The organism is Listeria immobilis, assembly GCF_014322845.1.
In the GTDB taxonomy this organism is placed as follows: domain Bacteria; phylum Bacillota; class Bacilli; order Lactobacillales; family Listeriaceae; genus Listeria; species Listeria immobilis.
Genome location: NZ_JAASUA010000005.1, coordinates 32,157 through 57,192 on the forward strand (window position 1 = coordinate 32,157; position 25,036 = coordinate 57,192).

20 protein-coding genes and 1 pseudogene are annotated in these 25,036 nt (G+C 38.0%); 2 read left to right on the forward strand and 19 right to left on the reverse strand.

From position 1 onward, the window contains the following. Positions 1-2: 2 nt before the first annotated feature. The 10 genes from rsgA to HCJ45_RS07945 all read right to left on the reverse strand — a co-directional run bounded on the left by rsgA (position 3) and on the right by HCJ45_RS07945 (position 11,386). Positions 3-878: a ribosome small subunit-dependent GTPase A gene (gene rsgA, locus HCJ45_RS07900; protein ID WP_185345081.1), complete on the reverse strand. Its 876-nt coding sequence runs from the start codon at positions 876-878 to the stop codon at positions 3-5. A gap of 19 nt (positions 879-897) precedes the next feature. Further along, positions 898-2,865: a Stk1 family PASTA domain-containing Ser/Thr kinase gene (pknB, locus tag HCJ45_RS07905; protein WP_187124444.1), complete on the reverse strand. Its 1,968-nt coding sequence runs from the start codon at positions 2,863-2,865 to the stop codon at positions 898-900. Beyond that, entirely contained in the window at positions 2,862-3,620 is a 759-nt protein-coding gene (locus HCJ45_RS07910; RefSeq protein WP_187124445.1) for a Stp1/IreP family PP2C-type Ser/Thr phosphatase, read from the reverse strand. The genes pknB and HCJ45_RS07910 overlap by 4 nt, the downstream gene beginning before the upstream one ends. Positions 3,621-3,634: 14 nt before the next feature. Further along, positions 3,635-4,975 carry a 16S rRNA (cytosine(967)-C(5))-methyltransferase RsmB gene (rsmB, locus tag HCJ45_RS07915; protein WP_187124446.1) on the reverse strand — a complete coding sequence of 447 codons (1,341 nt, stop codon included), beginning with the start codon at positions 4,973-4,975 and terminating at the stop codon, positions 3,635-3,637. Beyond that, entirely contained in the window at positions 4,976-5,914 is a 939-nt protein-coding gene (gene fmt, locus HCJ45_RS07920; RefSeq protein WP_187124447.1) for a methionyl-tRNA formyltransferase, read from the reverse strand. A gap of 14 nt (positions 5,915-5,928) precedes the next feature. Then, positions 5,929-8,322 carry a primosomal protein N' gene (priA, locus tag HCJ45_RS07925; protein ID WP_187124448.1) on the reverse strand — a complete coding sequence of 798 codons (2,394 nt, stop codon included), beginning with the start codon at positions 8,320-8,322 and terminating at the stop codon, positions 5,929-5,931. Positions 8,323-8,326: 4 nt separating this feature from the next. Continuing rightward, a complete protein-coding gene (gene coaBC / locus HCJ45_RS07930) occupies positions 8,327-9,526 on the reverse strand; it encodes a bifunctional phosphopantothenoylcysteine decarboxylase/phosphopantothenate--cysteine ligase CoaBC (RefSeq protein ID WP_187124449.1) in 1,200 nt (399 codons plus the stop codon). A gap of 145 nt (positions 9,527-9,671) precedes the next feature. After that, the gene (gene rpoZ, locus HCJ45_RS07935; protein WP_185345452.1) at positions 9,672-9,875 is read right to left on the reverse strand and encodes a DNA-directed RNA polymerase subunit omega; all 204 of its coding nucleotides are present in this window, start codon (positions 9,873-9,875) and stop codon (positions 9,672-9,674) included. Further along, complete coding sequence (gene gmk, locus HCJ45_RS07940; protein ID WP_012985969.1) at positions 9,875-10,492, reverse strand: guanylate kinase; 618 nt, start codon at positions 10,490-10,492, stop codon at positions 9,875-9,877. Before gmk ends, rpoZ begins: the two co-directional genes overlap by 1 nt. Positions 10,493-10,510: 18 nt before the next feature. Continuing rightward, positions 10,511-11,386, reverse strand: coding sequence for a YicC/YloC family endoribonuclease (locus HCJ45_RS07945; RefSeq protein ID WP_187124450.1), 876 nt, complete (start codon positions 11,384-11,386; stop codon positions 10,511-10,513). Positions 11,387-11,542: 156 nt separating this feature from the next. Between HCJ45_RS07945 and fbpA the strand changes: the two genes are divergently transcribed. Beyond that, the gene (gene fbpA / locus HCJ45_RS07950) at positions 11,543-13,255 is read left to right on the forward strand and encodes an Rqc2 family fibronectin-binding protein FbpA (RefSeq protein WP_187124451.1); all 1,713 of its coding nucleotides are present in this window, start codon (positions 11,543-11,545) and stop codon (positions 13,253-13,255) included. Between the two features lie 261 nt (positions 13,256-13,516). Beyond that, positions 13,517-14,116 carry a short chain dehydrogenase gene (locus HCJ45_RS07955; protein ID WP_187124452.1) on the forward strand — a complete coding sequence of 200 codons (600 nt, stop codon included), beginning with the start codon at positions 13,517-13,519 and terminating at the stop codon, positions 14,114-14,116. 41 nt (positions 14,117-14,157) lie between these two features. Here the strand turns inward: HCJ45_RS07955 and pyrE are convergent, their stop codons facing one another. From pyrE to HCJ45_RS08000, 9 genes and pseudogenes are all read right to left on the reverse strand, one after another. Further along, positions 14,158-14,787, reverse strand: coding sequence for an orotate phosphoribosyltransferase (gene pyrE, locus HCJ45_RS07960; protein WP_185345103.1), 630 nt, complete (start codon positions 14,785-14,787; stop codon positions 14,158-14,160). Beyond that, positions 14,784-15,485: an orotidine-5'-phosphate decarboxylase gene (gene pyrF / locus HCJ45_RS07965; RefSeq protein ID WP_187124453.1), complete on the reverse strand. Its 702-nt coding sequence runs from the start codon at positions 15,483-15,485 to the stop codon at positions 14,784-14,786. Before pyrF ends, pyrE begins: the two co-directional genes overlap by 4 nt. Beyond that, positions 15,482-16,396: a dihydroorotate dehydrogenase gene (locus tag HCJ45_RS07970; RefSeq protein ID WP_185345107.1), complete on the reverse strand. Its 915-nt coding sequence runs from the start codon at positions 16,394-16,396 to the stop codon at positions 15,482-15,484. Before HCJ45_RS07970 ends, pyrF begins: the two co-directional genes overlap by 4 nt. Then, a pseudogene (locus HCJ45_RS07975) lies at positions 16,393-17,160 on the reverse strand (dihydroorotate dehydrogenase electron transfer subunit); the annotation flags it as partial. The gene HCJ45_RS07970 and the pseudogene HCJ45_RS07975, both read right to left, overlap by 4 nt. A gap of 20 nt (positions 17,161-17,180) precedes the next feature. Beyond that, entirely contained in the window at positions 17,181-20,393 is a 3,213-nt protein-coding gene (gene carB, locus HCJ45_RS07980) for a carbamoyl-phosphate synthase large subunit (protein WP_187124454.1), read from the reverse strand. Continuing rightward, positions 20,386-21,477, reverse strand: coding sequence for a carbamoyl phosphate synthase small subunit (locus tag HCJ45_RS07985; RefSeq protein WP_038407554.1), 1,092 nt, complete (start codon positions 21,475-21,477; stop codon positions 20,386-20,388). The genes carB and HCJ45_RS07985 overlap by 8 nt, the downstream gene beginning before the upstream one ends. After that, on the reverse strand, positions 21,474-22,754 hold the full coding sequence (locus tag HCJ45_RS07990) for a dihydroorotase (protein ID WP_187124455.1): 1,281 nt from the start codon (positions 22,752-22,754) through the stop codon (positions 21,474-21,476). The genes HCJ45_RS07985 and HCJ45_RS07990 overlap by 4 nt, the downstream gene beginning before the upstream one ends. Then, positions 22,742-23,653: an aspartate carbamoyltransferase catalytic subunit gene (locus HCJ45_RS07995; protein WP_187124456.1), complete on the reverse strand. Its 912-nt coding sequence runs from the start codon at positions 23,651-23,653 to the stop codon at positions 22,742-22,744. Before HCJ45_RS07995 ends, HCJ45_RS07990 begins: the two co-directional genes overlap by 13 nt. 83 nt (positions 23,654-23,736) lie before the next feature. Continuing rightward, positions 23,737-25,023 carry a solute carrier family 23 protein gene (locus HCJ45_RS08000; RefSeq protein ID WP_038407555.1) on the reverse strand — a complete coding sequence of 429 codons (1,287 nt, stop codon included), beginning with the start codon at positions 25,021-25,023 and terminating at the stop codon, positions 23,737-23,739. Positions 25,024-25,036 lie beyond the last annotated feature (13 nt).

Genomic DNA, 25,036 nt, shown 5'->3' on the forward strand with positions numbered 1-25,036 from the left:
TTTTAATACCTCGGCTTTCTGTTTTTTAATTCTTGTAAAATTTGGATATAGTGTTGGTAACGAAAATCTGCTATTTCGTTTGCTTCAACGGCTGTTTTCACGGCACAGTTAGGTTCATTGTCGTGTAGGCAACCGCGAAATTTACAACCGCTCCGTCTATCTTCTATTTCTGGAAAGCAAAATTGTAAGGTTTCTGGTTGTAAGTCATCCCATTCAATGGAACTAAAACCTGGTGTATCAGCCACAAATCCGTCGCCAATTGGCATAAGTTCCACGTGTCTGGTGGTGTGTTTCCCGCGACCAAGTGAGGTGGAAATTTCGGCTGTTTTTAGGGTTAGGTTACTATTTAAACTATTTAATAAAGTAGATTTCCCAACACCTGATTGTCCTGCTATAACAGCCGTTTTCCCACTAATATAATCTTTTATTGCTTCTTTGTCTGGCTCTTGATTTGTTTCAAAAACTTCGTAACCAATTGTTTCATAAATTTCTTTATAAATAGCAATTTGTTCTTTTTCTGATTCCGTTGCCAAATCCATTTTACTAATGCAAATGACCGGTTGGATATCTTCTTTTTCGATTGCTACAAGGAATCGATCTGCTAAATTTGTAGAAAAGTCTGGCTCTACTGCAGAAAAGACTAAAATCGCGACATCAATATTAGCTACGGGTGGTCTGACGAGAGCATTTTCCCGTGACATTACATTTAAAATATAGCCATCTGTTTTATTTTCTATTTGAAATTCTACATCATCACCAACAAGCGGTGAAATATTTCGCTTTCTAAAATTCCCTCTTGCTCGGCATTGGTATACTGTTCCTTCTGCGTATACATAGTAAAATCCGCTTAATGCTTTGATAATTTGTCCTTCCAGCACATTCCCTCCGTTCTCTTAATTAGTTTGGATATGGAACCGTACCTTCATCGATGACTTTATCGTCACTGATGATTTTATAGCCTCCGCTAGTACTTTCTTCAATTTGGAAAGTGACTTCTATAGACGTGTTTTGGCTAATATCCATTTCACGATAAGCACTAGTCATGCTATGCTCTTTATCTTCAATGTAGATTTGAATATGTTGCGGCTCTGGATTTTCTTCATCTACCGGTGTATAGCTTATATTAAAAGTTTTAGTTACTTCTTTCACTGCTTTTTCTTTTGGTCCAGCAGAAAGGACGATCTCAATTGTATCTCCTGGATTCATTGTTGTGCCAGAGGATGGTGATTGAGATATAACTTGACCTTTTTCAACTGTATTTGAATTTTCTTCCGTGCTAGATACTTTAAGTCCAAGTGGTGAAGCATAATCTTCCACTGCGGTTTTGGTATAACCGCGAAGATCTTTTAATGTAACTGGCTCGGTGCCTTTACTAACGACAAATTTGACATCTGTTGACTTCGCTACAACGTTCGTCCCTGCGGAAGGTGTTTGACTAATGATCATTCCTTCGTCAATTTCTGAACTATAGGCCTCTTCATAAGAAATATTTTTAAACCCTTGCTCTTCTAATAATGTCTTTGTATCATCATAACTTCTGCCAGTGTAATCATCCATCGTGATTTTTTTGGAGCCAATGCTTATAAATAGATTTATTTTTGTACCTTTTTCTTTCATTTCACCAGCTTCGGGATCTGTATTAATCACTTTGCCTTCTTCTACAGCATCACTATTTTTTTCGGCCGTTTTCCCAATAACAAAACCATCTTTTTGTAGTAGGGCGATGGCTTGATCTTCTGTTTTACCTTCAACATCTGGTACTGCGATTTCTTCAGGTCCTTTACCAAGTAACCAAAGCAATAAGATAGCGATAATGAATACGATAATTACAGAAAAAACAATCCATGCAATTTTCTTTTTCTTGCTCATTTTTTTCTTTTTCTTTCCTTTTTTATCATCTGGTACTGCTTCTTCGGCTGCAACTTTTCCTTCTGGTACAATGGTTTTATCTAAATTTTGCATTGCTTCTTTTGTAGCAATGATTGGAATTGTTTTTGTATCACCATCATCCGTTGGAAAAACGTATTTGGGTTCATTTAATCGTTCTTTATTTAAGCATGTTTGCAAGTCTTTTTCCATTTCTTCTGCATTTTGATAACGTAAGAAAGGATCTTTTGCGGTTGCTTTAATAATTATATTTTCTAGACTTTGGGGGATTTCTGGGTTTTGGGCTCTTGCAGAAGGAATCTCAGCTTGTAAGTGTTTAATTGCGATAGAAACAGCTGATTCTCCATCAAATGGCACTTTCCCAGTAAGTAATTCATATAAAACGATTCCAAGTGAATAAATATCTGATTTTTGTGTTGCCATTCCACCACGAGCTTGTTCTGGTGATAAGTAATGGACAGAGCCGAGTAGAGAATTTGTTTGAGTTATTGATGTTTCAGATAGAGCCATCGCAATCCCAAAATCAGTAATCTTCACGACACCATCATGATCAATTAAGATATTTTGCGGTTTTAAGTCACGGTGAATAATATGGTGTTGATGCGCAACTACGACTGCTGAAACGATTTGAAGCATAATATCGACTGCTTTTTCGTAGCTAATTGGATGGTTTTCATGGATGTATTGTTTTAAGTCCATGCCATCTACATGCTCCATAACGATATAATGCAAATCGTTTTCTTCGCCAACATCATAAACACTAACAATATTTGGGTGGACTAAACTTGTAGCAGATTGCGCTTCTCGTTGAAATCGGCGTATAAGATTACTTTCATCTGCTAAATCAATTCGCAAAATCTTAACAGCAACATCGCGATCTAGAATAATATCATGAGCAAGATATACATTGGCCATTCCGCCACCGCCAATGGCATGTAAAATCTTATATCGGTCGTTTAGACGTTTACCAATCATCATGAAGCGTTCCTCCCTTTCTGCTTAAGATTTCGTTCCACTAATAATACCGTAATATTATCCTCTCCCCCATAAGAATTAGCTTTTGTAATAAATACATCTGCTTTTTCCGATAAAGTTCGTTTACTTTTCAATATTTCTTCCATTTCATCTTCTGGTACCATATTGGTTAAACCATCGGAACAAAGCATTAAAGTGTCACTTGTTTGGAATGGAACGACAAAAGTATCTACTTCGACCTTACCTTCAACGCCAAGTGCACGTAATAAAATGTTTTTCCGAGGATGATTCATCGCATCTTCTTTACTGATTTCACCGGTTTTTAGTAATTCGTGTACTAATGAATGATCTTCAGTTAATTGTCGCATTGTATTGTTTTGCATTAAATATCCGCGACTATCACCAACATTTGCTATAACTACTTGAGATTGTCCCATAATAGCTGTAACAAGCGTGGTCCCCATACCTTTTAAATCCATTTCACTTTCAGCATAAAGAACAATTTGTTTATTTACTTCTTGAATTGCTTGACTTAACCATGTTTCAATTTCTTCCGCAGTTAAGAGTGTGGTTGTTTTTTTCCATGCATCACTAAGTAAACGTACAGCCATTTCACTTGCTACATCGCCTGCTCGGTGTCCGCCCATCCCATCTGCTACAATTACAATCGGCTGCTTATCTTGATTTTCAAATACGCCACCGTTATCTTCATTATGATTTCTTATTCTGCCTCTATCCGTTCTAAACTCTGCATGCATTTATACGCACCTCACTATTTTTCAGGACTCACTTTTCTTAAACTGGAAACAAAGAAACCATCGCTTCCAATGTCTGTAGGTAATATTTGAACAAAATCGTCCTTTTTGATATGTGCCAATTTTTCAGGAAGTGCTACTGGTTCAAGCATAAATTCCGGGTGTTTTTCCAAGAAGGCACGCAAGACCGTTTCATTTTCTTCCTTATCAATAGTACATGTACTATAAACTAATATACCATTTTCTTTTACTAATTGGCTAACGTCATCTAAAATTGCTAATTGTATTTCTGCTAGTTTATGGATATCTTTTTCTGTTTTCGTGTATTTAATATCTGGTTTTCTACGAAGGACACCAAAGCCAGAGCAAGGCGCATCTACTAAAATTCGGTCAAAAGTATCTGGTTCAAACATAGTACTTGCTGTTCTTGCATCTAAATGAGCGGTACGAATATTTAAAAGTTGTAATCGTTTTGCTGCCTGATCAATTAATTTTGTTTTCTTTTCATGAATATCAAGGGCGTGTACCATTCCTGTACCGTGCATTTTTTCGGCAATATGTGTAGTTTTCCCACCAGGTGCAGCACAGGCATCTAATACAGTTAAATTATCTTCTAGTTGAAGTGCGTAGGCCGCAAGCATGGAGCTTTCATCCTGTATACTACATTTGCCATCTTTGTATGCTTTTGTTTCAGCGACAGAGCCTTTTTCAACAAGTAAGGCTTCTTCGATAAACTTATTCTGCGTAACCGTAATACCTTGATCATTTAATTCTTTCACTAATTGTTCTGTTCGAAGTTCTGTTTGGTTTACGCGAATGCTTTGATGAGGAGCGACAAGAAACGCCATACCAATTGCACGTAGTTGTTCTATCCCATATTGTTTTGCCCAGCGTCTTGCTAGCCACACTGGCAAACTTGTTTCTATAGCGATTTTTTCGATAGGATCTTGAATTAAATCTATACTTGGGACACCTTTACGGATAACATTTCTAAGAACGCCATTCACAAATTTAGTTACACCTTGATGACCTAATTCTTTCGCAATATCGCCTGCTTCGTTTAAAATAGCATGTTCAGGTATTTTATCTAAAAAGATTAGTTGATAGACGGACATTCGTAGTAAATTTTTTACCCAATTGTCTGGTTCTTTATTTAAAAATGGCGCTAAATAGTAATCTAATGTGATTTTGCGTTGTGTCGTACCGTATACTAATTCTGTTAAAAGACCTTTATCAAGTGGATTTAGTTTTTGTTTTTTTAGGGCATCATTAATTAATAAATGACTGTAAGATTGATTATTTTCAATTTTAATAATGAGTTCTAAGGCAATTGCACGAACTGTTTTTTGTTTTTTCATTTACTCACCAAACCTTGTCGTCTTACTTAAATTTCTGCCAGCACCAGCCATGAATGAATGTATATCCATTTTTGGTTTTCCAGCTGGTTGAATCACAGTTGGGACAAGAAGCGTGCCGTCACCTGTTATAATTTTAAGCGCTGTTTTATCTGTAAGGATTGCACCGACTTCTCCGTCCACTTTTGTTTCATCATGTGTAGCTTCCCAAATTTTAAAAGGCTTTCCTTCCAGTGTCGTATAGGCAACCGGCCACGGAGAAAGTCCACGAACTTGATTAAAAATTTCTCGACCAGAACGCTTCCAATCAATTTTTTCTTGTTCTCGAGAAATATTTCGTGCAAAAGTAACTTTGTTTGGATCTTGTGCTATAGCAGTGATATTTCCTGCTATAAAATCTGGCAAAGTATCCATTAACAATTCTGCACCTAATTGACTTAGCTTATCAAACATTGTTCCTGTATTATCTTCATCAGTTATTGGGATTTTGCGTTGACTAATCATATCTCCTGCATCTAGTTTTTCAACCATATACATAATCGTTACTCCTGTTTCAGTCTTCCCATCCAGCAGTGCGTAATGAACTGGTGCACCGCCACGATATTCTGGCAATAAAGAAGCATGGACATTGATTGCGCCGTGTTTTGGAGATTCTAATAACGTATTGGGTAATATTTGTCCGTAGGCAGCCGTTACAAGTAAGTCTGCTTGAAGTCCAATTAATTCATCTAATTCGCTTGAAGTTCGTAATTTTTCTGGTTGGTAGACAGGAATTCCAAGCTCTAGCGCGGTTTTCTTCACAGGTGGTGGTGTCAACACTCGTTTACGTCCAACTGGTCGATCTGGTTGTGTTACTACTGCAATGACATCATAGGCTTTGGCTAATTGTTCTAAAACCGGAACAGAAAATGTCGGCGTCCCCATAAAAATAATTTTTGTCATTCGTCTACTCCTTTTCACATTAATACGTAAGGCTGTACATCAATATTAATCGTTAAACCTTTTTGTTGATCTTTTTGATAGTGAGTTATTAAGGTTTTTAATTCGCTTTTTAAATTTGGTTCTATTTTATATTTTATAATACATTGGTAGCGATATTTATTTTTGATGCGTGTAATAGTACTTGGAACTGGACCCAGAATAATGGCATCTGGCCCTAGTTTTCCACGTAAAAAGTTGGCCATTTCTTGGATAGTTCGAATTGCTTTCATTTCGTTTTCATCACTGACGTTAATCATGGTTAAATAATAAAACGGAGGATATGCACCCATTTTTCTAAGTTGCATTTCATGATGATAAAAGCCAATAAAATCATGCTTTTTGGCAAATTCTATACTGTAGTGTTCTGGATTATAGCTTTGAACGACAACTTCCCCAGTTCGTTCGTGTCTACCTGCTCTTCCGCTTACTTGTGTTAGCAATTGGAAAGTTCGTTCAGATGCTCGGAAATCTGGTAAATAAAGCATCGTATCTGCATTTAGAACTCCTACAAGTGTAATATCTGGAAAATCTAATCCTTTGGCAATCATTTGCGTTCCAAGTAAAATATCTGCTTCATGATTTCGAAAGCTTCGAAGTAATTTTTCGTGAGCTCCTTTTGTTCTTGTAGTATCGACATCCATTCGAATTACGCGAGCTTCTGGAATCAATTTCGTCAAGCTTTCTTCTACTTTTTGAGTACCAGTTCCAAAGTAACGAATATGCTCTCCTTCACAACTTGGACATTTTTGCGGAACGGCTTCTTCATGTCCACAGTAATGACATTTCATCTTATTGCTGGCTTGGTGGTAGGTTTCTGAAATATCACAATTAGGGCATTCTACCACGTAACCACAGTCGCGACACATTACAAATGAAGAATAGCCACGACGATTAAGCATCAGTACGGTTTGTTCTTTTTTGGCGATGCGTTCTTTGATTTTTTCTAGTAATTCCGTAGAAAATTCTGTGCGATTTTCTTTTCTTAGCTCTTCTCGCATATCTACTACGCTTACTTCTGGCATTGCCCTATCGTTCACGCGGCTTGGTAATTCTATCAGCGTATATACCCCTTTTTTCGCTCTTGCAAAAGACTCGAGGGATGGTGTAGCGCTTCCTAATACTACTGGGCATTGATATTTATTCGCGCGCCAAATCGCAACATCACGTGCATGATAGCGTGGATTATCTTCTTGTTTATAACTTGCTTCGTGTTCTTCATCAATAATAATAATTCCTAAGTTTTCAAATGGGGCAAAAACAGCTGAACGGGCTCCAACTACCACACGAGCTTCTTTTCGTTCAATTTTACGCCATTCATCATATTTTTCTCCGGAAGAGAGCGCGCTATGAAGGACTGCTACTTCACTTCCAAAACGGCTTTTAAATCGTTCTACCATTTGCGGTGTAAGAGAAATTTCTGGAACTAAAACAATTGCTTCTTTGCCTTCTTTTAGTTTGGCTTCAATTGTTTGCAAGTAGATTTCCGTCTTTCCGCTCCCAGTAACTCCGTGAATTAAAAAAGTTTCTTGCTCGGTAGCGCTACTAATTTTTTCGCATGCAATTTGTTGGTCTGGTAAAAGGGTTAATGCTTCACTTTTTTCAAATTGGTGATTTTCATAAGGATCACGTGAAACGACCTTTTCAGAAATCGTAATAATGCCTTGTTCAGCTAGTTTTTTGATAGTTGCTTCGGATGTTTCTGCTTGTTTTTTTAACTCTGTGGCAGGGATTTCTGTACCTTGAAACATTTGGAAAAATGCTAAAACACGTGACTGCGCTTTGGCATTCTTAGGCATATCTTCTATTATTTCAGCCAATTGAAGAGGTGTTTTAAGGCAATTAATTACACGCACTTTTTTATTTGTAATTTTATTTTTAACTTGATACACTACTTCGACACTACCGTCTCTAACCCATTTACCAAGTGGTTTCAGTAAATTCCTTGCTTCGGCTACTTTCCAGTCAAGTGTCTCGTAACCTTCAAATAAATGTTCTAATTCTGTATTTTCCTCATCTAATCGCAGAAAATATTTTTCGTATTTCGCCCGTAGAGCAGCTGGCAGCATTGCTTGGTAGGCTGATACTCGAAAACTAAGTGTATCCTCAGCTAACCAATCGCCTAGTTCCATTAGTTCCTCATTTAATACTGGAATTAAATCCATCACGCCTTCAATACCTTTTAACTTGGGGTTTTCTTCTGTTTCACTAAGTTCGGTAACAAATCCTTGTATTTTACGGTTTCCAAATGGGACACTAACTCGCATTCCTGGTCGGATAAGCTCTTCTAAATCTTCGGGAATAAAATAATCAAATGGACGGTCCACTTGCATGGCTGGAACGTCCACAATCACTTTTGCTATGTTAATCATTGGTTCACTTCCTTAAAAGGTTAGCGGCTTCTTGTATAATATGTTCGGCAACTTTTCTTTTATCTAACAATGGTAAAGCTTCACTTGTCCCATCTTTTCGGTAAAAGGTTACAATATTAGTATCTGCAGAAAATCCTGCACCTGCTTGACTAATATTATTTGCAACGATTAAATCTGCATTTTTAGTAGTTAATTTTTTTTGTGCATTTTCTGCTAAATTTTCTGTTTCTGCGGCAAAACCGATAACGACTTGCTGTGCGGTTTTATTTTGACCAATTTCCAGTAAAATATCTTTCGTCCGTTTCATTTCAATTTGAAAATCTCCGGGTTGTTTTTTTATTTTTTGCTTGGAAAATTTGGCTGGCGTATAGTCAGCAACAGCAGCAGTCATTACAAAAACAGATTGGTTCGCTTGCTTTTTTTTCACCGCTTGATACATTTCTTCTGCTGATTCCACATATTCTACTTCTACATGAGGCGGAACTGGTAGTGTTTTGCTTGATGTGACTAATGTAACGTTAGCTCCTTGTCTTGCTGCTACTTCCGCAATCGCAAAACCCATCTTTCCTGTAGAATGATTCGTAAAATAACGCACTGGATCCAATTTTTCTTGTGTTGCACCAGCTGTAATTAGAATATTTTCACCTTGTAGTAAGGATTTATCTTCTTGAAAAAATTCTGCTATTCGCAAAACGATTTTTTCCGGTTCTTCTAAACGACCTCGGCCAACATAACCGCATGCCAAGTAGCCTTCTTCTGGTTCTATAAAACGAACACCATCTTGATAAAGACGATTAATATTTCGAACAACTGCTGGGTGCTGAATCATATGGACGTTCATCGCAGGAGCAACCCAGATTGGTGCTTCTGTTGCAAGAATGGTTGTAGTAACCATATCGTCTGCAATTCCGTTTGCCATTTTGCCAATTAGATTCGCCGTTGCGGGTGCGACAATTACTAAATCGGCCCAATCTGCCAAATCAATATGGGCAACAACGCTTGATTTTTTTTCATCAAAGGTATCTGTATATACATCGTTTTTTGATAATACTTGAAATGAAAGCGGTGGTACAAATTCTTGTGCATGATTTGTCATCATTACTTTCACATTTGCACCAGCTTGTGTTAATTTACTTGTAAGTGCGACTGCTTTATAAACAGCAATGCCACCAGACACTGCGAGTAAGATATTTTTTCCTTGCATATTAAGTCACCTCATTTTTATATAAAAACCATTCACTCTATTATACCTTAAATTAAGGTCTGACAAAACTATCAAGAAGTTCGAATTACACTTACTTTTACGCACCTTAAGAAAAAAGCCCCGCAATGAAGCGGAGCAGTTAATCTTATTTGTCGTCATTTTGTAAAACTAGTTTTCCAGCATGAATTTCTTCAAGTGCTTTCCCAACAAATTTGTCGGACTGATAGCCTGGAAGTACACCCTTATCATTTTCTAGTTGCATATAGCGTGCACGTTTAGCGGCCACTGTAACTAGCGAGTATTTTGAGTCGATTTTTAACAATAAATTATCAATTGATGGATATAACATCATTGTAATCCCTCCAACATTTTTTTGTAGCGATGAATTACTCGCTCAGTTTTTAAGTGTTCTGTTTCGACGATGCCTTTGATTTTTTGAACAGCTTTGTCAACTACATCATTTACTACAGCGTAATCATACGATGCCATCATTTCGATTTCTTTTTTTGCGGTTTCCATACGTTCTTCCACCACATCCATTGATTCTGTTCCCCGACCAATAATCCGGTTTTTTAATTCGGATAAGTCTGGCGGTGTTAAGAAAATGAAAATCCCTTCTGGCATCGCTTTTCGAACTTGCATAGCTCCTTGCACTTCAATTTCGAGAAAAATATCTATTCCTGCTTGTAACTTTTCCTCGACATATTCAAGCGGAGTGCCATAATAATTACCGACATACTCTGCATATTCTAACATTTTTCCGTCTGAAATAGCTTGTTCGAACACTTCCCGTGAACGAAAATAATAATCAACCCCGTCTTGTTCGCCTTCACGAGGAAGACGTGTTGTCATCGAGATGGAGTAATCAAAACTTGTTTCTGGGTCTTTAAAAACAGCTTCCCGAACAGTTCCTTTACCCACTCCAGATGGACCTGATAGCACAATTAACAGACCTCTTTCTGTCATTCTTTCCCCTCCTCGATATTATTCCACATTTTGCACTTGTTCGCGAATTTTTTCTAGCGTTGTTTTCATTTCCACAACTTGCTCGGTAATTCGGAGTGAACTAGCTTTGGATCCTATAGTATTAATTTCACGGTTCATTTCCTGGATAAGAAAATCTAATTTCCGACCTATTGGCTCGTCCAATAAAATAATACCATAAAACTGTTTCAAATGACTCTTAGTTCGTTCTACTTCTTCATTGATATCTGCTTTTTCTACTAAAAGAGCTACCTCTGTAAGAACTATATTTTGATCAAAATTTTCGCCAACAATAGATTGAAGGCGGTTTTCGATTTTTTCTTGGTAGTATTTTTCTAAAGCGGGAATTTCGTCCTGAATAATGTTTAGACTGTTTTCAAGCGTCGCAAGGTGTTGTCTGAAGTAAAGCAGCAATTCCGCACCTTCCATACTTCTCATCTCATCTAATCGCTTAGTTGCACGTGTGAGCGTTTCTAAGACTATGCCTTCTAATTCACTACTTGCTTCTGGTGCTTCTTCAATAGAAAGAAATGCTTGCTCATGTAGTAAATCACTCATTTTAGGTAAATCTGCTAATTCATATCTAGTGCTTGCTTGTTTAATAAAACGGTAATAGCTATCTGCAAGGTCCCAATCAATATGTAATTCACGTTTCGCAAGTTCTTCTCCGGTAATGGAAAAGAAACATTCTATTCGACCGCGTTTTATTTGCTTATTAACTATTTTTTTTAGTTTTCCTTCTAAGTAGGCAAGTTGTTTTGGCATCCGAAAAAGATATTCGGAATAGCGATGGTTGACTGCTTTTAATTCAATGGTTACTTTGAACGCCTCTGATTCTTTCGTTGCACGTCCAAATCCCGTCATGCTTTTCACCATTTGGCAAGACACCTCTCATTGCTTCAAGTCCTTCATCAGTTCACTTGAAATTTGTTCTGACTTCTTATTATACCAAAGCTACTTCATGCATACAATACATTTTCGGAATGTATGTTAAAATAGATAATAACTAACTCACAAAGGAATGATTAACTAATGGCGTTTGATGCAATGTTTTTAAAAGCAATGACCGAAGAACTTGCCGAACACGGTGAAAGTGGACGTATTATGAAAATTCACCAACCGTTTTCGCATGAACTTGTTTTATATATTCGAAAAAACCGTGAAAATAAACGTTTACTAATTTCTTCACATCCTAGTTACGCAAGAATTCAGTGGACGGATGATATTCCAGAAAACCCTGCCACACCACCTATGTTTTGCATGTTGCTTAGGAAGTATTTAGAAGGGGCAATTATTGAATCGATCACGCAACTTCCAGGGGAACGAATTTTGCAATTTAGTATTCGTGGCAAAGATGACATTGGCGAAAATCGATTTTGTGATTTATTTGTCGAAATTATGGGACGTCATAGTAATATCACGCTGGTTGATCGCGCCAAAAATGTGATTGTTGATTGCATTAAACATATTTCTCCTGCACAAAATAGTTATAGAACCCTACTTCCAGGAGCGACTTATATTTTACCGCCAACAACCGATAAATTAAATCCATTCGAGGTTACTTCCGAGCAAATTTTAAATCGTCTTGATTTTCCGGCAGGGCGAATCGATAAACAGCTTGTCCAAAATTTTGCAGGATTTAGTCCTTTGCTTGCCCGTGAAATTGTTTTTCGTGCAGGAAATTTAACAGCTGACTCGCTTGTTTCTGCCTTTTATGAAGTGATTAAACTCGTAAATGAACATTTAGGAAGAGCTGCTGTTCCTAACAAATGGCATATTCAAAATAAGGAAGATTATTATTTCTTCCCGCTTCGACATGTGGATGCAGACCTTACTGAATTCGCTCAGTTAAGCACGTTGCTAGATAATTTTTATATTGGAAAAGCTCGACGTGATCGTGTGCATCAATTCGCCCATGATTTGGAAAAACTATTATCTAATGAACTGGCTAGAAGTAGACTCAAAATCGAAAAATTAGAAAATACCTTACTTGAAACAGAAAAAGCTGATATTTACCGCATCCAAGGTGAACTTTTAACAGCCAATCTGCATTTAATGGAACGTGGTATGGAAGAAATCTCTGTAGAAAATTTTTATGATGATATGAAAAAAATAACGATTTCGCTTAATTCACGGAAAACGCCGTCTGCCAATGCACAAAGTTATTTCAGTCGCTATCAAAAATTGCGAAATGCTGTCGAAGTTGTAAAAGAGCAAATTTTGCTGACTAAAGAGGAAATCACTTATCTAGAATCAGTCGAATCACAGCTGGAAACGTCTGGTCCGCAAGATGTGGAAGAAATTCGTCAAGAACTTGCTGAACAAGGCTATCTTCGTTATAAACAGAAAAAAGGGAATCGCAAAAAAGTCACCTTGCCAACACCCGAAAAATATACTTCTTCAACTGGATTATCCATTTTAGTTGGAAAGAATAATAAGCAAAATGATTATTTAACGAATAAATTAGCGCGAAATAATGATCTTTGGTTCCATGTGAAGGATTTACCTGGTTCACATGTTGTAATTCAATCAAATAATCCTGACGAAACCTCAATTACGGAAGCTGCGATGATTGCCGCTTATTATTCCAAAGCGAGACTATCAGCAACAGTCCCGGTCGATGGTACACTAGTTAAATATGTAAAAAAACCAAATGGTGCAAAACCAGGTTATGTGATTTATGATAACCAAACAACTTATTTTGTAACACCTGATGAAAAATTGGTTTTATCTTTAAAAAATTAATTATCTAAAAAACAGATACCTTAAGTTATATGGTATCTGTTTTTATGTTGATAAGACTCCACATTACTAATTCATTGCTGCCTTCAAATATAACGGATTGTTATCTTTTTTTAGCACAACCATACAGCTCGCCTAGTTCCACTATTGTCCATTGCGGAAAAAAACATGTAACTTTACAAAATTAAAATACCGTTTTTTCTTACGCTCTTTAGGGTAAATATACTATTGACTTTACTTTGAACTAGGGAGGATGATTGTGATATGAAAATTTTATTAATTGGTGCTTCTGGTACACTCGGTTCTGCGGTGAAAGAACGCTTGGAGAAAAAAGCTGATGTGATAACTGCTGGAAGACATAGTGGTGATGTAACGGTTGATATTACAAGTGTCGATAGTATTAAAAATATGTATACGCAAGTTGGTAAAGTGGATGCGATTGTTTCTGCGACTGGTAGCGCCACTTTTTCCCCATTGACTGAATTAACACCTGAAAAAAATGCGGTAACAATTAGTAGTAAATTAGGTGGTCAAATTAATTTGGTTTTACTTGGAATTGACTCGCTAAATGATAATGGTAGTTTTACTTTAACTACAGGAATTATGATGGAAGATCCCATTGTCCAAGGAGCTTCGGCTGCGATGGCAAATGGTGCGGTTACTGCTTTTGCTAAATCTGCCGCGATTGAAATGCCACGTGGAATTCGTATTAATACGGTAAGTCCGAATGTACTAGAAGAATCTTGGGAGAGACTGGAACCTTTTTTCCAAGGTTTTGAGCCAGTTCCAGCAAAACGAGTTGCTCGTGCTTTTGAGAAAAGTGTTTTTGGAGCACAAACAGGTGAAAGTTACCGGATTTATTAATACAAAAAGGGAAACACGATAATTTCATGTTTCCCTTTGTTTTATTTACCCCAAGTTTCTGGATTTTGTTTCCATTCTTTTAGGGTTTGCATATCTTCTTTAGATACATAATTTTTTGTAAGCGCGACTTCAATTAATTCATCATAATTCGTAAGCGTAACTAGTTTTGTATCCGCTTCTGCCAGTAATTTCTTGCCTTTGTCTAAACCATATGTAAAGATGGCTGCAATCCCAAGCACTTCAGTTCCTGCTTCTTCTAGCGCTTCAACTGCTTTTAGTGAGCTGCCTCCTGTAGAAATTAAATCTTCAATTACTACGACTTTTTGCCCTTTTGCAATCGGTCCTTCAATTTGGTTGCCTTTGCCGTGTTCTTTCGCTTTAGAACGAACATAGACCATTGGTAAATCTAACAAATCACTAACCCAAGCAGCGTGAGGAATTCCAGCTGTTGCAGTTCCAGCGATTACATCTACATCCCCAAAATTTTCTTTTATTTTTTCTGCAAGAGCTGCCGCAATAAACTGACGAACTTTTGGGAAACCAAGTGTTAGACGGTTATCGCAATAAATCGGTGACTTAATTCCTGATGCCCAAGTAAATGGATCATTTGGTTTTAAAAATACTGCCTTTATTTCTAATAATTGTTCTGCTACTTGCTTTTCTGAACTCATGCATTCCACTCCTTTAATACTTGCTTATATGCGGCTACCGGGTCCGCTGCTCGAGTAATCGAACGACCAACAACGATATGAGAAGAACCAATTAAACGGGCTTTTTCAGGGGTTACCACACGGATTTGATCATCTGCTGCATCACTTGCAAGTCGAATTCCTGGTGTAACACGTAAAAAGTCTGCACCATTTCTTAATTTGATTTCTTCTGCTTCAAGCGCCGAGCAAACAACTCCATCTAAGCCGGCTTGTTTCGTTATGTCACTGTAATGAATGACTGATTCTAGCAAACTTGCCTTTATTAATTGTTCCGTATGCATATCTGCTTCACTTGTGCTTGTAAGTTGGGTCACAGCAATCAGTAATGGACGTTTACCACTTTTGGTACCCATTTCTAGTCCTTCACGTGCAGCTTCCATCATTTTTTTTCCACCTGCCGCATGAACATTAACCATATCTACTCCTATTTCCGCCAAAGAAGTCATCGCACTTTTGACAGTGTTAGGAATATCGTGGAGCTTTAAATCTAGAAAAATTTGGTGATTTTGTTGTTTGATCTTTTCAACAATCGCCGGACCATTACCATAAAAAAGTTCCATTCCCACTTTTACTGATAAAGATTCTCCGGAAAATTTAGCTAAAAAGTCATCTACTTCTTGGGTTGTTTGAAAATCCAGTGCGATAATTGGTTTATTCATTGATTTTCTCGCTCCTTTTTGAGTTGTTTTAAGGAAGAAATGTTCAGTTCATCCATACGCTTGGGTAATTCAGTAATTAATTTTGGACAAATAAATGGGTCTGTAAAATTCATTGTTCCAACGGCTACTGCATCTGCCCCTGCAATCAAGAATTCTAATACATCATCTACCGTTTGCACGCCGCCCATCCCAATAATTGGAATATTACTTACCGCTCGTACTTGGTGGATCATTCGTATCGCTACTGGTTTTATCGCTGGACCAGAAAGCCCGCCGGTTCCATTGGCAATGATTGGTTTTCTTGTTTTTAAATCAATTCTCATGCCAAGTAAGGTGTTTATCATCGTTAGGCCATCCGCACCAGCTGCTTCAATTGCTTGGGCGATGGAAACAATATCTGCCACATTTGGAGATAATTTAACATAAACTGGAACACTCGCTACCGCTTTAACTGCTTTGGTTAAACGATGGGCTACTTCAGGATCTGTTCCAAATGCAATCCCACCGTGCTTTACATTGGGACAGGAAATATTTAATTCAATTGCCTTAACCGCTTTGGATTCGCCAATTCGTGCACAAACCTGAACGTAATCTTCTTCTGTTGCCCCTGCGACATTAGCAATAATTGGTGTATCAAATTGCTCTAAAAATGGTAATTCATGAGCTAAAACGTGTTCTAAACCAGGATTTTGCAAGCCGATTGCATTTAACATCCCACTAGCTGTTTCTGCTACTCGAGGGGTTAAATTCCCTTGTCTTGGCTCTGGTGTAACTGCTTTTGCCATAATGGCTCCTAGTTCGTTTAAATCATAATAGTTACTGTATTCTTGTCCAAAGCCAAAGCAACCTGAAGCAGGCATAATCGGATTTTTCAGTGATAAACCAGGGATTTCTACCGCTAATCGATTCATAATGTCACCTCATCCGCACGAAATACTGGGCCATCCACACATACTTTAAATTGTTCCTCTGCTACTTTTGCTTTGGAACAAACACATGCATAACACGCACCAATCCCACAAGCCATTCGTTCTTCTAAAGAAAGATAGGTTTTCGTTTCTGGAAAACTGGCTTTCACTGCTTGCAACATTGCTTTTGGTCCACAGCTAAAAATCACATCTGGTTCTGCCTTGAATTTCTTGGTAATATCTGTGACAAAACCTTGTGTTCCGGCTGTTCCGTCCACGGTCGCAATATGCACTTTTCCGTATTCCAACATTTCCTTTTGATAAAAACAGTCTTTCGCAGATTGGAACCCGTTTACAAACGTTACTTGTATGCCTTTTTCAGCTAATTCTTTCCCAAGTTGATACATTGGAGGAACACCGATGCCACCCCCAATTAAAAGGGCTGTTTTTGCAGTTGGAGCCGCATTAATGTCAAATCCTTTACCAAGGGGACCTAAAACATCAACTGTATCTCCTTCGACTAATTCGCTAAAATCTCTCGTCCCGTCACCTTCCACTCGGTATAACAGAATGCAGGTTTTTGCTGTTTTATCGTACGAACAAATACTAATTGGTCGTCTCATAAGCAAATCAGTACGACTTGGCTTAAGCATTAAAAACTGACCTGGTGACATATCTGCCACACATTCTCCTGTTAAAATTAATTCATATACCTTATCGGCAATTTCTGTTTGCTGAATGACTTTCATTTCCGTCTGTAACACGGTTCCACCCCGTTTCTTCTATATTAAATATATGCTTTTGGTTGTTTTACGACACTTGTATTCATCGCTTCAAGTTCAAAAGAGCGTGATTCTAATACACGTAAGATTGCTTCTGCGGTATCTAGCGAAGTACAAACTGGAATCCCATTTTCAACGGACTCACGGCGAATTTGGAAACCATCTCGCTCAGGACGTTTACCTGTTGTTAAGGTGTTCACTACAAGTGTTACCTGACCACAACGAATGTAATCAATGAGCGTCTCTTGATTTTCACCGATTTTTTTCACTTGTGAAACTGGGATCTTCGCTTCATCCAAAGTGCTTGCAGTTCCTTTAGTTGCCATGATTGTAAAGCCAATTTGGTTAAAGCGTTTTGCCAGCTCTACTGCTTCTTCTTTATCACGATCAGCTACTGTTAAAAGTACTGTTCCATAATCATGCATGGTTGTTCCACTTGCAACAAAACCTTTATAAAGAGCTTTTTCCAGTGTGACATCTTTCCCCATAACTTCCCCTGTTGATTTCATTTCAGGTCCTAATGAAGTATCTACACTACGTAGTTTCGCAAAAGAAAACACGGGTACTTTCACGAAAATTTCTTGTTTTTCTGGTGCAAGCCCTGGTGTGTATCCAAGCTCAGTTAGTTTTTCTCCAAGAATGACTTTAGTTGCCACATTAGCCATTGGAATTTCAGTAATTTTACTTAAAAATGGCGCGGTTCGGCTGGAACGTGGATTCACTTCGATAACGAAAACCTCTTCACCGTCCACCACATATTGGATATTAAGCATCCCGATAATATTTAATCCGGTGGCAAGTCTAGTTGTATAATCAACAATTGTGTTTTTCACATTTTCACTAAGACGTTGCGCTGGATAAACAGCAATGGAGTCTCCTGAATGGACGCCTGCACGTTCAATATGTTCCATAATTCCAGGGATAAGAACGTTTTCTCCATCACTAATGGCATCCACTTCTACTTCTTGTCCGCTAACATAACGATCTACTAAAACTGGGTGTTTAGGATTTACTTTTACAGCGTTTGTCATATAATGTTTCAATGCTTCTTCTGATTCCACGATTTCCATTGCTCGACCGCCAAGTACATAAGATGGACGAACTAGCACTGGATAACCGATATTTGTTGCTACTTTAATTGCTTCCTCTACAGAAGTGGCTGTTTTTCCAGCTGGTTGCGGGATTTGTAAAATTTCTAGTGCTTTTTCAAAAGCATCTCGGTTTTCGGCACGATCTGTATCTTCTAAGCTTGTTCCCAGAATTTTTACGCCACGTTTGGATAATCCGTCTGCTAAATTAATGGCAGTTTGACCACCGAATTGAACGACAACGCCAATTGGTTGTTCGATTTCAATCACGTGCATAACATCTTCAAGTGTTAATGGTTCAAAATAAAGCTTATCAGAAATACTAAAGTCTGTTGAAACCGTTTCTGGGTTATTATTAATGATAATTGCTTCATAACCAGCTTGTTGAATTGCCCATACTGAATGCACTGTTGCATAGTCGAATTCAACCCCTTGCCCAATTCGGATTGGACCTGATCCAAGTACAATGACACTTTCTTTGGCAGAGCGTGTAGACTCATTTTCTTCTTCATAAGTACTATAAAAATATGGTGTAGTTGATTCAAATTCTGCTGCACAAGTATCAACCATTTTATAAACAGGGAAAATATTTTGTTTTTTACGAATGTCATAAATTTCTTGTTCAGATATGTTCCAACAAGTCGCTAAGAATGCATCAGAAAATCCTGCTCGTTTGGCTTCTGTTAACACTTCTAAATTGTTTGGATTTTCTTTAATACGTGTTTCTAATTCAATTGTTTTGCTTAATTTATAAAGGAAGAATAAATCAATTTTTGTCTTTTCATGAAGTTGTTCGATTGTTTGCCCACGACGAAGTGCTGCTGCTAGGAAAAACAGACGGTCATCTTCTGGGAAACAAATTTTACGTTCCAATGTTTCGGCATCCGCATTCTCTGCTTCTTCTAATAAAAGGTGATTAGCGCCAACTTCTAACGAGCGAACAGCTTTTAAAAGTGCTTCTTCCCATGAGCGACCAATTGCCATTACTTCCCCAGTTGCTTTCATTTGTGTTCCTAAACGACGATCTGCTTGTTCAAATTTATCAAAAGCAAACCGTGGAATCTTAGCAACCACATAATCAAGTGCAGGTTCAAAATGAGCAAAAGTAGTTCCTGTTACAGGGTTTTTCACTTCATCAAGCGTTAATCCAACCGCAATTTTCGCTGCTAGTTTGGCAATTGGATAACCTGTTGCTTTCGATGCTAGAGCAGATGAACGGCTCACACGTGGATTTACTTCAATAACATAGTAATTGTAGCTATCTGGATCGAGCGCAAGTTGTACATTACAACCACCTTCAATTTCTAAAGCACGGATAATTTTTAGTGATACATCGCGAAGTAGTTGGTATTCACGATCAGCTAAGGTTTGACTAGGTGCCACAACAATAGAATCACCAGTGTGGATGCCGACTGGATCAATATTTTCCATGTTACAAACAACCATCGCATTATTATTTGCATCTCGCATCACTTCATATTCCACTTCTTTAAAACCAGCAATACTTTTTTCAAGTAAACATTGCGTCACTGGACTGAGTTTTAAACCACTCGTTACTGTTTCAATTAGTTCTTGTTCATTATGGCAAATCCCACCGCCAGAACCACCAAGCGTATATGCTGGACGAACAATTACTGGATAACCAATTCTTTCTACAAAATTATAAGCTTCGTCCAAATTATGGATAATATCACTTTCTGGTACTGGTTCTCCTAGTTCATTCATTAAATCACGAAATGCTTCCCGGTCTTCTGCTTTTTTAATAGCTGTTAAATCTGTTCCAAGTACTTCAACATTACATTCTGCCAAAATTCCAGCTTCGGAAAGTTCCATTGCCATATTTAATCCTGTTTGTCCACCAAGTGTTGGTAAAATCGCATCTGGACGTTCTTTACGAATAATACGTGATACAAAGTCAAGTGTAATTGGCTCGATATAGACTTTATCAGCCATTTCTGCATCGGTCATAATAGTTGCCGGATTAGAGTTAACTAATACCACTCGGTAACCTTCTTCTCTTAAACTTAGACAAGCTTGCGTTCCAGCGTAATCAAATTCGGCAGCTTGACCAATTACAATTGGACCAGAACCGATAACTAAAATCGTTTTTATATCGTCACGTCTAGGCATGTAGTTCACCCTCCTCTTTTACATTCATCATTTCCATAAATTCATCAAACAAATAATTAACATCACTAGGTCCTGGATTTGCTTCTGGATGGTATTGCACTGTGTATGCTTGGAATTCTTTATGAGCAAGCCCTTCCACAGTGTCATCATTTATTTCAATATGTGTTATTTTTAAATCAGTATCTAGTAGAGAATCTTTGTCGACCGCATAACCATGATTTTGAGCTGTAAAATCAACCCGTCCTGTTGCTAGTTCTTTTACTGGGTGATTTGCGCCGCGATGGCCAAATTTCAGTTTAAAAGTATCCGCGCCATTCGCTAGGGCAAATAATTGATGTCCTAAGCAAATTCCAAACAGTGGTAACTTACCTTGAATCCCGCGAATCATTTCTAGTGCTTCCGGAACATCTTTCGGGTCTCCTGGTCCGTTTGAAAGCATCACGCCATCTGGATGCATGGATAAAATTTCTTCTGCCGTTGTATTATAAGGAACTACTGTCACATAACAATTACGTTTATTTAACTCTCGTAAAATCGAACTTTTCACGCCATAATCTACTAATACAACCCGTTTGCCATCTCCAGGGCTTGCGAACGCTTTTGCAGAGGAAACTTCATGTACTTGATCAATTGGTAAGCGCACCGAGCGTAAATGATGTAATAATTCTTCTTTATTAGCTGTTTCAGCAGCTAGAATTCCTTTTAGCGTGCCTTCTTTACGAATCAATTTGGTTAACTTACGCGTATCAATTCCAGCAATTCCCGGAATACCTTTTTCTTTCAAAAATTCATTTAAAGTAAGTTGGTTGCGCCAGTTGGATGGATATTCTGCTGCTTCTCTAACTACAACACCTTTCACTGCTGGATTAATCGATTCAAAATCATCGCGGTTTACGCCATAATTTCCAACGAGTGGATAGGTAAATGTAATAATTTGACCATAATAAGAAGGGTCGGTGATTGTTTCTTGATAACCTGTCATCCCTGTATTGAACACCACTTCACCGATTGTTTCTTTTTCACTACCAATCGCATCACCAATAAAGTAATTGCCATCTTCTAGCATTAAAATCCGCTTTTTCATTTTATTTCCCCCTCATTATAAACCAATTTTCCTTCTGCAAAAGTTGCTACCGGCCAGCCAAAACAAGTTTCTCCTGTAAATGGTGTATTTCGACCTTTTGAATAAAATGTTGTTGGATCAATTTTGCTTTCTTTTGCTAAGTCAAGGACAACAATATCTGCTACTGCGCCTTCTTCTAATTTGCCATAAGGAAGTTGAAAACACTCCGCAGGTTTCACGGTCATCCAGTCAATCAACTGTTTTAATGTCCATTCCTTTGTTTTTACAAAATGAGTATAAAGCAGTGGGAAAGCTGTCTCTAAACCAACAATACCAAATGCTGCTTTCTCCATCGGTACATTTTTCTCTTCTGCTGCATGTGGTGCGTGGTCTGTAGCAATAAAATCAATCGTTCCATCTAGTAAACCAGCTAACAGTGCCGCACGATCTTCCTTACTTCTTAGTGGTGGATTCATTTTCCAATTTCCATCATTACCTGGAATATCTTCTTCATCCAAAATTAAGTGATGCGGTGAAACTTCTGCAGTTACGCGAATTCCAGCTCGTTTAGCATCTCGAACAACACGAACAGATTCTTTAGTGGAAATATGGCAGACATGGTAATGACAACCAGCTGCTTCTGCAAGTAACACATCCCGAGCAATTTGAACGGATTCAGCAATATTTGGTATTCCCTTTAGTCCTTCTTTTTTAGCAAAAGCACCATCATGTACAACACCGCCGTAAATAAGCGAATTATCTTCACAGTGAGCCACAATCGCCTTATTCAGTTTTGCAGCTTGCTTCATTGCTTCATACATTGTACCCGCAAGTTGTACACCAACACCGTCATCTGTAAAAGCAAAGGCTCCCGCTTGTGTTAAAGCTTCCATATCAACTAATTCATCTGTTCCAAGACTTGTTGTAATCGAAGCGTAAGGTAAAACACGAACTTTAGCTGTTTCTTGGATTAACGCTTGTAAACTTTCCATTCTTGCTTTGGAATCAGGGACAGGTTTCGTATTTGGCATGGAACAAATAGTTGTATAACCACCACGTGCGGCCGCTTCTGTTCCAGTCAAAATGGTTTCTTTATGTTCTCCGCCTGGTTCACGAAGATGTACATGAACATCGATAAAGCCTGGTGCAATTACTTTTTCAGATGCATCAAATACTTCTCCACTAGTTACATCAATTGAATCAGCAATTAAGTTCACTTTTCCATTTTGAATCAGTATGTCTTTACTTTCTAGTTCGCCTGCTTCATTTAGAATTTGTCCATTTTTTAATACGTACATGTTTTCGCCCTCATTTCCTGTTCTTTTAAAATCGATTCTAATATCGCCATTCTTATAAAAACGCCATTTGTCATTTGCGTAACAATGCGTGATTTTTCGCATTCCACTAAGCTATCTGCAATTTCGACGTCACGGTTTACAGGACTTGGATGCATAATAATCGCATTTGTTTTTAATTTTTCTGCCCGTTCCGTTGTTAGTCCAAATTTAGTATGATAACTTTCTTTTGTAAATTGTTCTGTTCCACTATGTCGCTCATGTTGTACCCTTAAAAGCATCATAACATCTACTTTTTCAACAATTTCATCTACTGGTAAGTAAGTTCCAAATTTTAAGTAGCTTTCATCAAACCATTCTCTTGGTCCTGAAAAGAATAGCTCTGCACCAAGACGTTTTAAAACTTTCATATTGGAGTTGGCTACTCTACTATGTCGAATATCTCCAGCAATCGCGACTTTCAACCCTTGAAAAGTCCCAAACTGTTCTTTTATCGTGAATAAATCAAGTAAAGACTGACTAGGATGTTCACCGCAGCCATCTCCACCATTTACAAGCGCGATGTCTAAATCCCTAAGTTCCTCATAGTAATTTTCTTCTGAATGTCGAATAACTGCCACATTCACGCCAACCGCCTGCATCGTAAGAAGTGTATCGTACAATGTTTCTCCTTTAGTCATGCTAGAACTTGCTGCATCGAAGGAAACCACTTCCACACCTAGTTTTTTCTCTGCTACTTCAAAACTAGTAAGCGTTCTTGTGCTCGGTTCAAAAAACATATTAACTGCAAAGGCTTGTTCATTAAAAGTTGCTTTTTTTCCTTGTTTAAACAGTGCCGCCTGTTCTAATAACTGCTCGATTTCAGCGATAGATAAAGCTTCCATTGATACTAAATTTTTCATCCTTGAGCGCCACCTTTTCCGTTTCTTTTTATACAAAAACCTCTGAATCGTACTTTCTGCAGAGGTTTTTTGTTATGTGTAAGTTATGCTGATTTATGTTTGGCTGGTAAAACTAGATTTAAGATAATCCCAATTACTGCTGCAAGAGCCATACCAGAAAGCTCAAAAGTTCCAGCTTTAATGAATAAACCACCAATTCCAACAACAAGCACAACCGAAGCGATAATCATATTTCGATTGATACTTAAATCAATTTGGTTTTCAATCATCATTCGAAGTCCACTTGTTGCAATAACTCCGAAAAGTAGCAGAGAAATTCCACCTAGAACTGCTGATGGAACAGAAGTAATTACGGCATTAATGTAGCCAATAAAGCCAAACAGGATGGCGAATACTGCCGCTCCCCCGATAACAAACACACTATATACTTTTGTAATTGCCAAGACACCAATGTTTTCGCCGTAAGTAGTTACTGGTGGTCCGCCGACTAGCGATGCGATAATCGAAGCAGTACCATCCCCAAGAAGCGAACGGTGAAGTCCTGGATCTTTAAAGAAGTTTTTATTTGTAATTCTGTTTAGTAATAATTGATGTCCCATATGTTCAGCCATTGTGACAAAAGCAAGTGGCGCCATACTTAGAACAACCGAAATCGTAACAACTGGATCAACATTCACAAATGGAATAGTGAAATCGGGAATTTGGAAGAAGGAAGCATTTTTAATTAATGTATAGTCGACCATTCCAAAAGCCATACTTGCTAAGTAACCCACTGTAAAACCGAAAAGAATCGGAATCAAGCCCATAAAACCTTTGAAAAACATCATAGCAATAATCGTTGCAAGTAACGTGATTAACGCAACTCCAAGTGTTTTTAAATCATAAGACCCATTGTTTGTCCCCATTGCCATCGCTGCGGCACTTGGAGCAAGTGATAAACCGATAACCATAATAACTGGTCCAACTACAATTGGCGGTAACACTTTATGAATCCAGTCAACCCCTGCGTAGTAAACAATTAGCGAAACAATCGCATAAACTACTCCGACTGAAAAGGTTCCAACCATTACCGCACCAGGACCTCCACCGGATTTTGCTGTCAAAAGAGCAGTAATTGGTGCAATAAACGCAAACGAGGAGCCTAGATATGCAGGAATCTTCCCACGAGTAATTACTAAATATGCAAGCGTCCCGAGTCCGCTAGATACAAGCGCAACTCCCGGACTTAAACCTGTCACACTTGGTACAAAAATAGTGGAACCAAACATGGTAAACAGGTGTTGAATACTAAGGATAATCCATTTATTTAGACTTGGTTTTTCATGGATGTCAAGAACTGGTTTTGTTGTATTTTCGATTGTTTCTGTCATTTTTTTCCCTCTC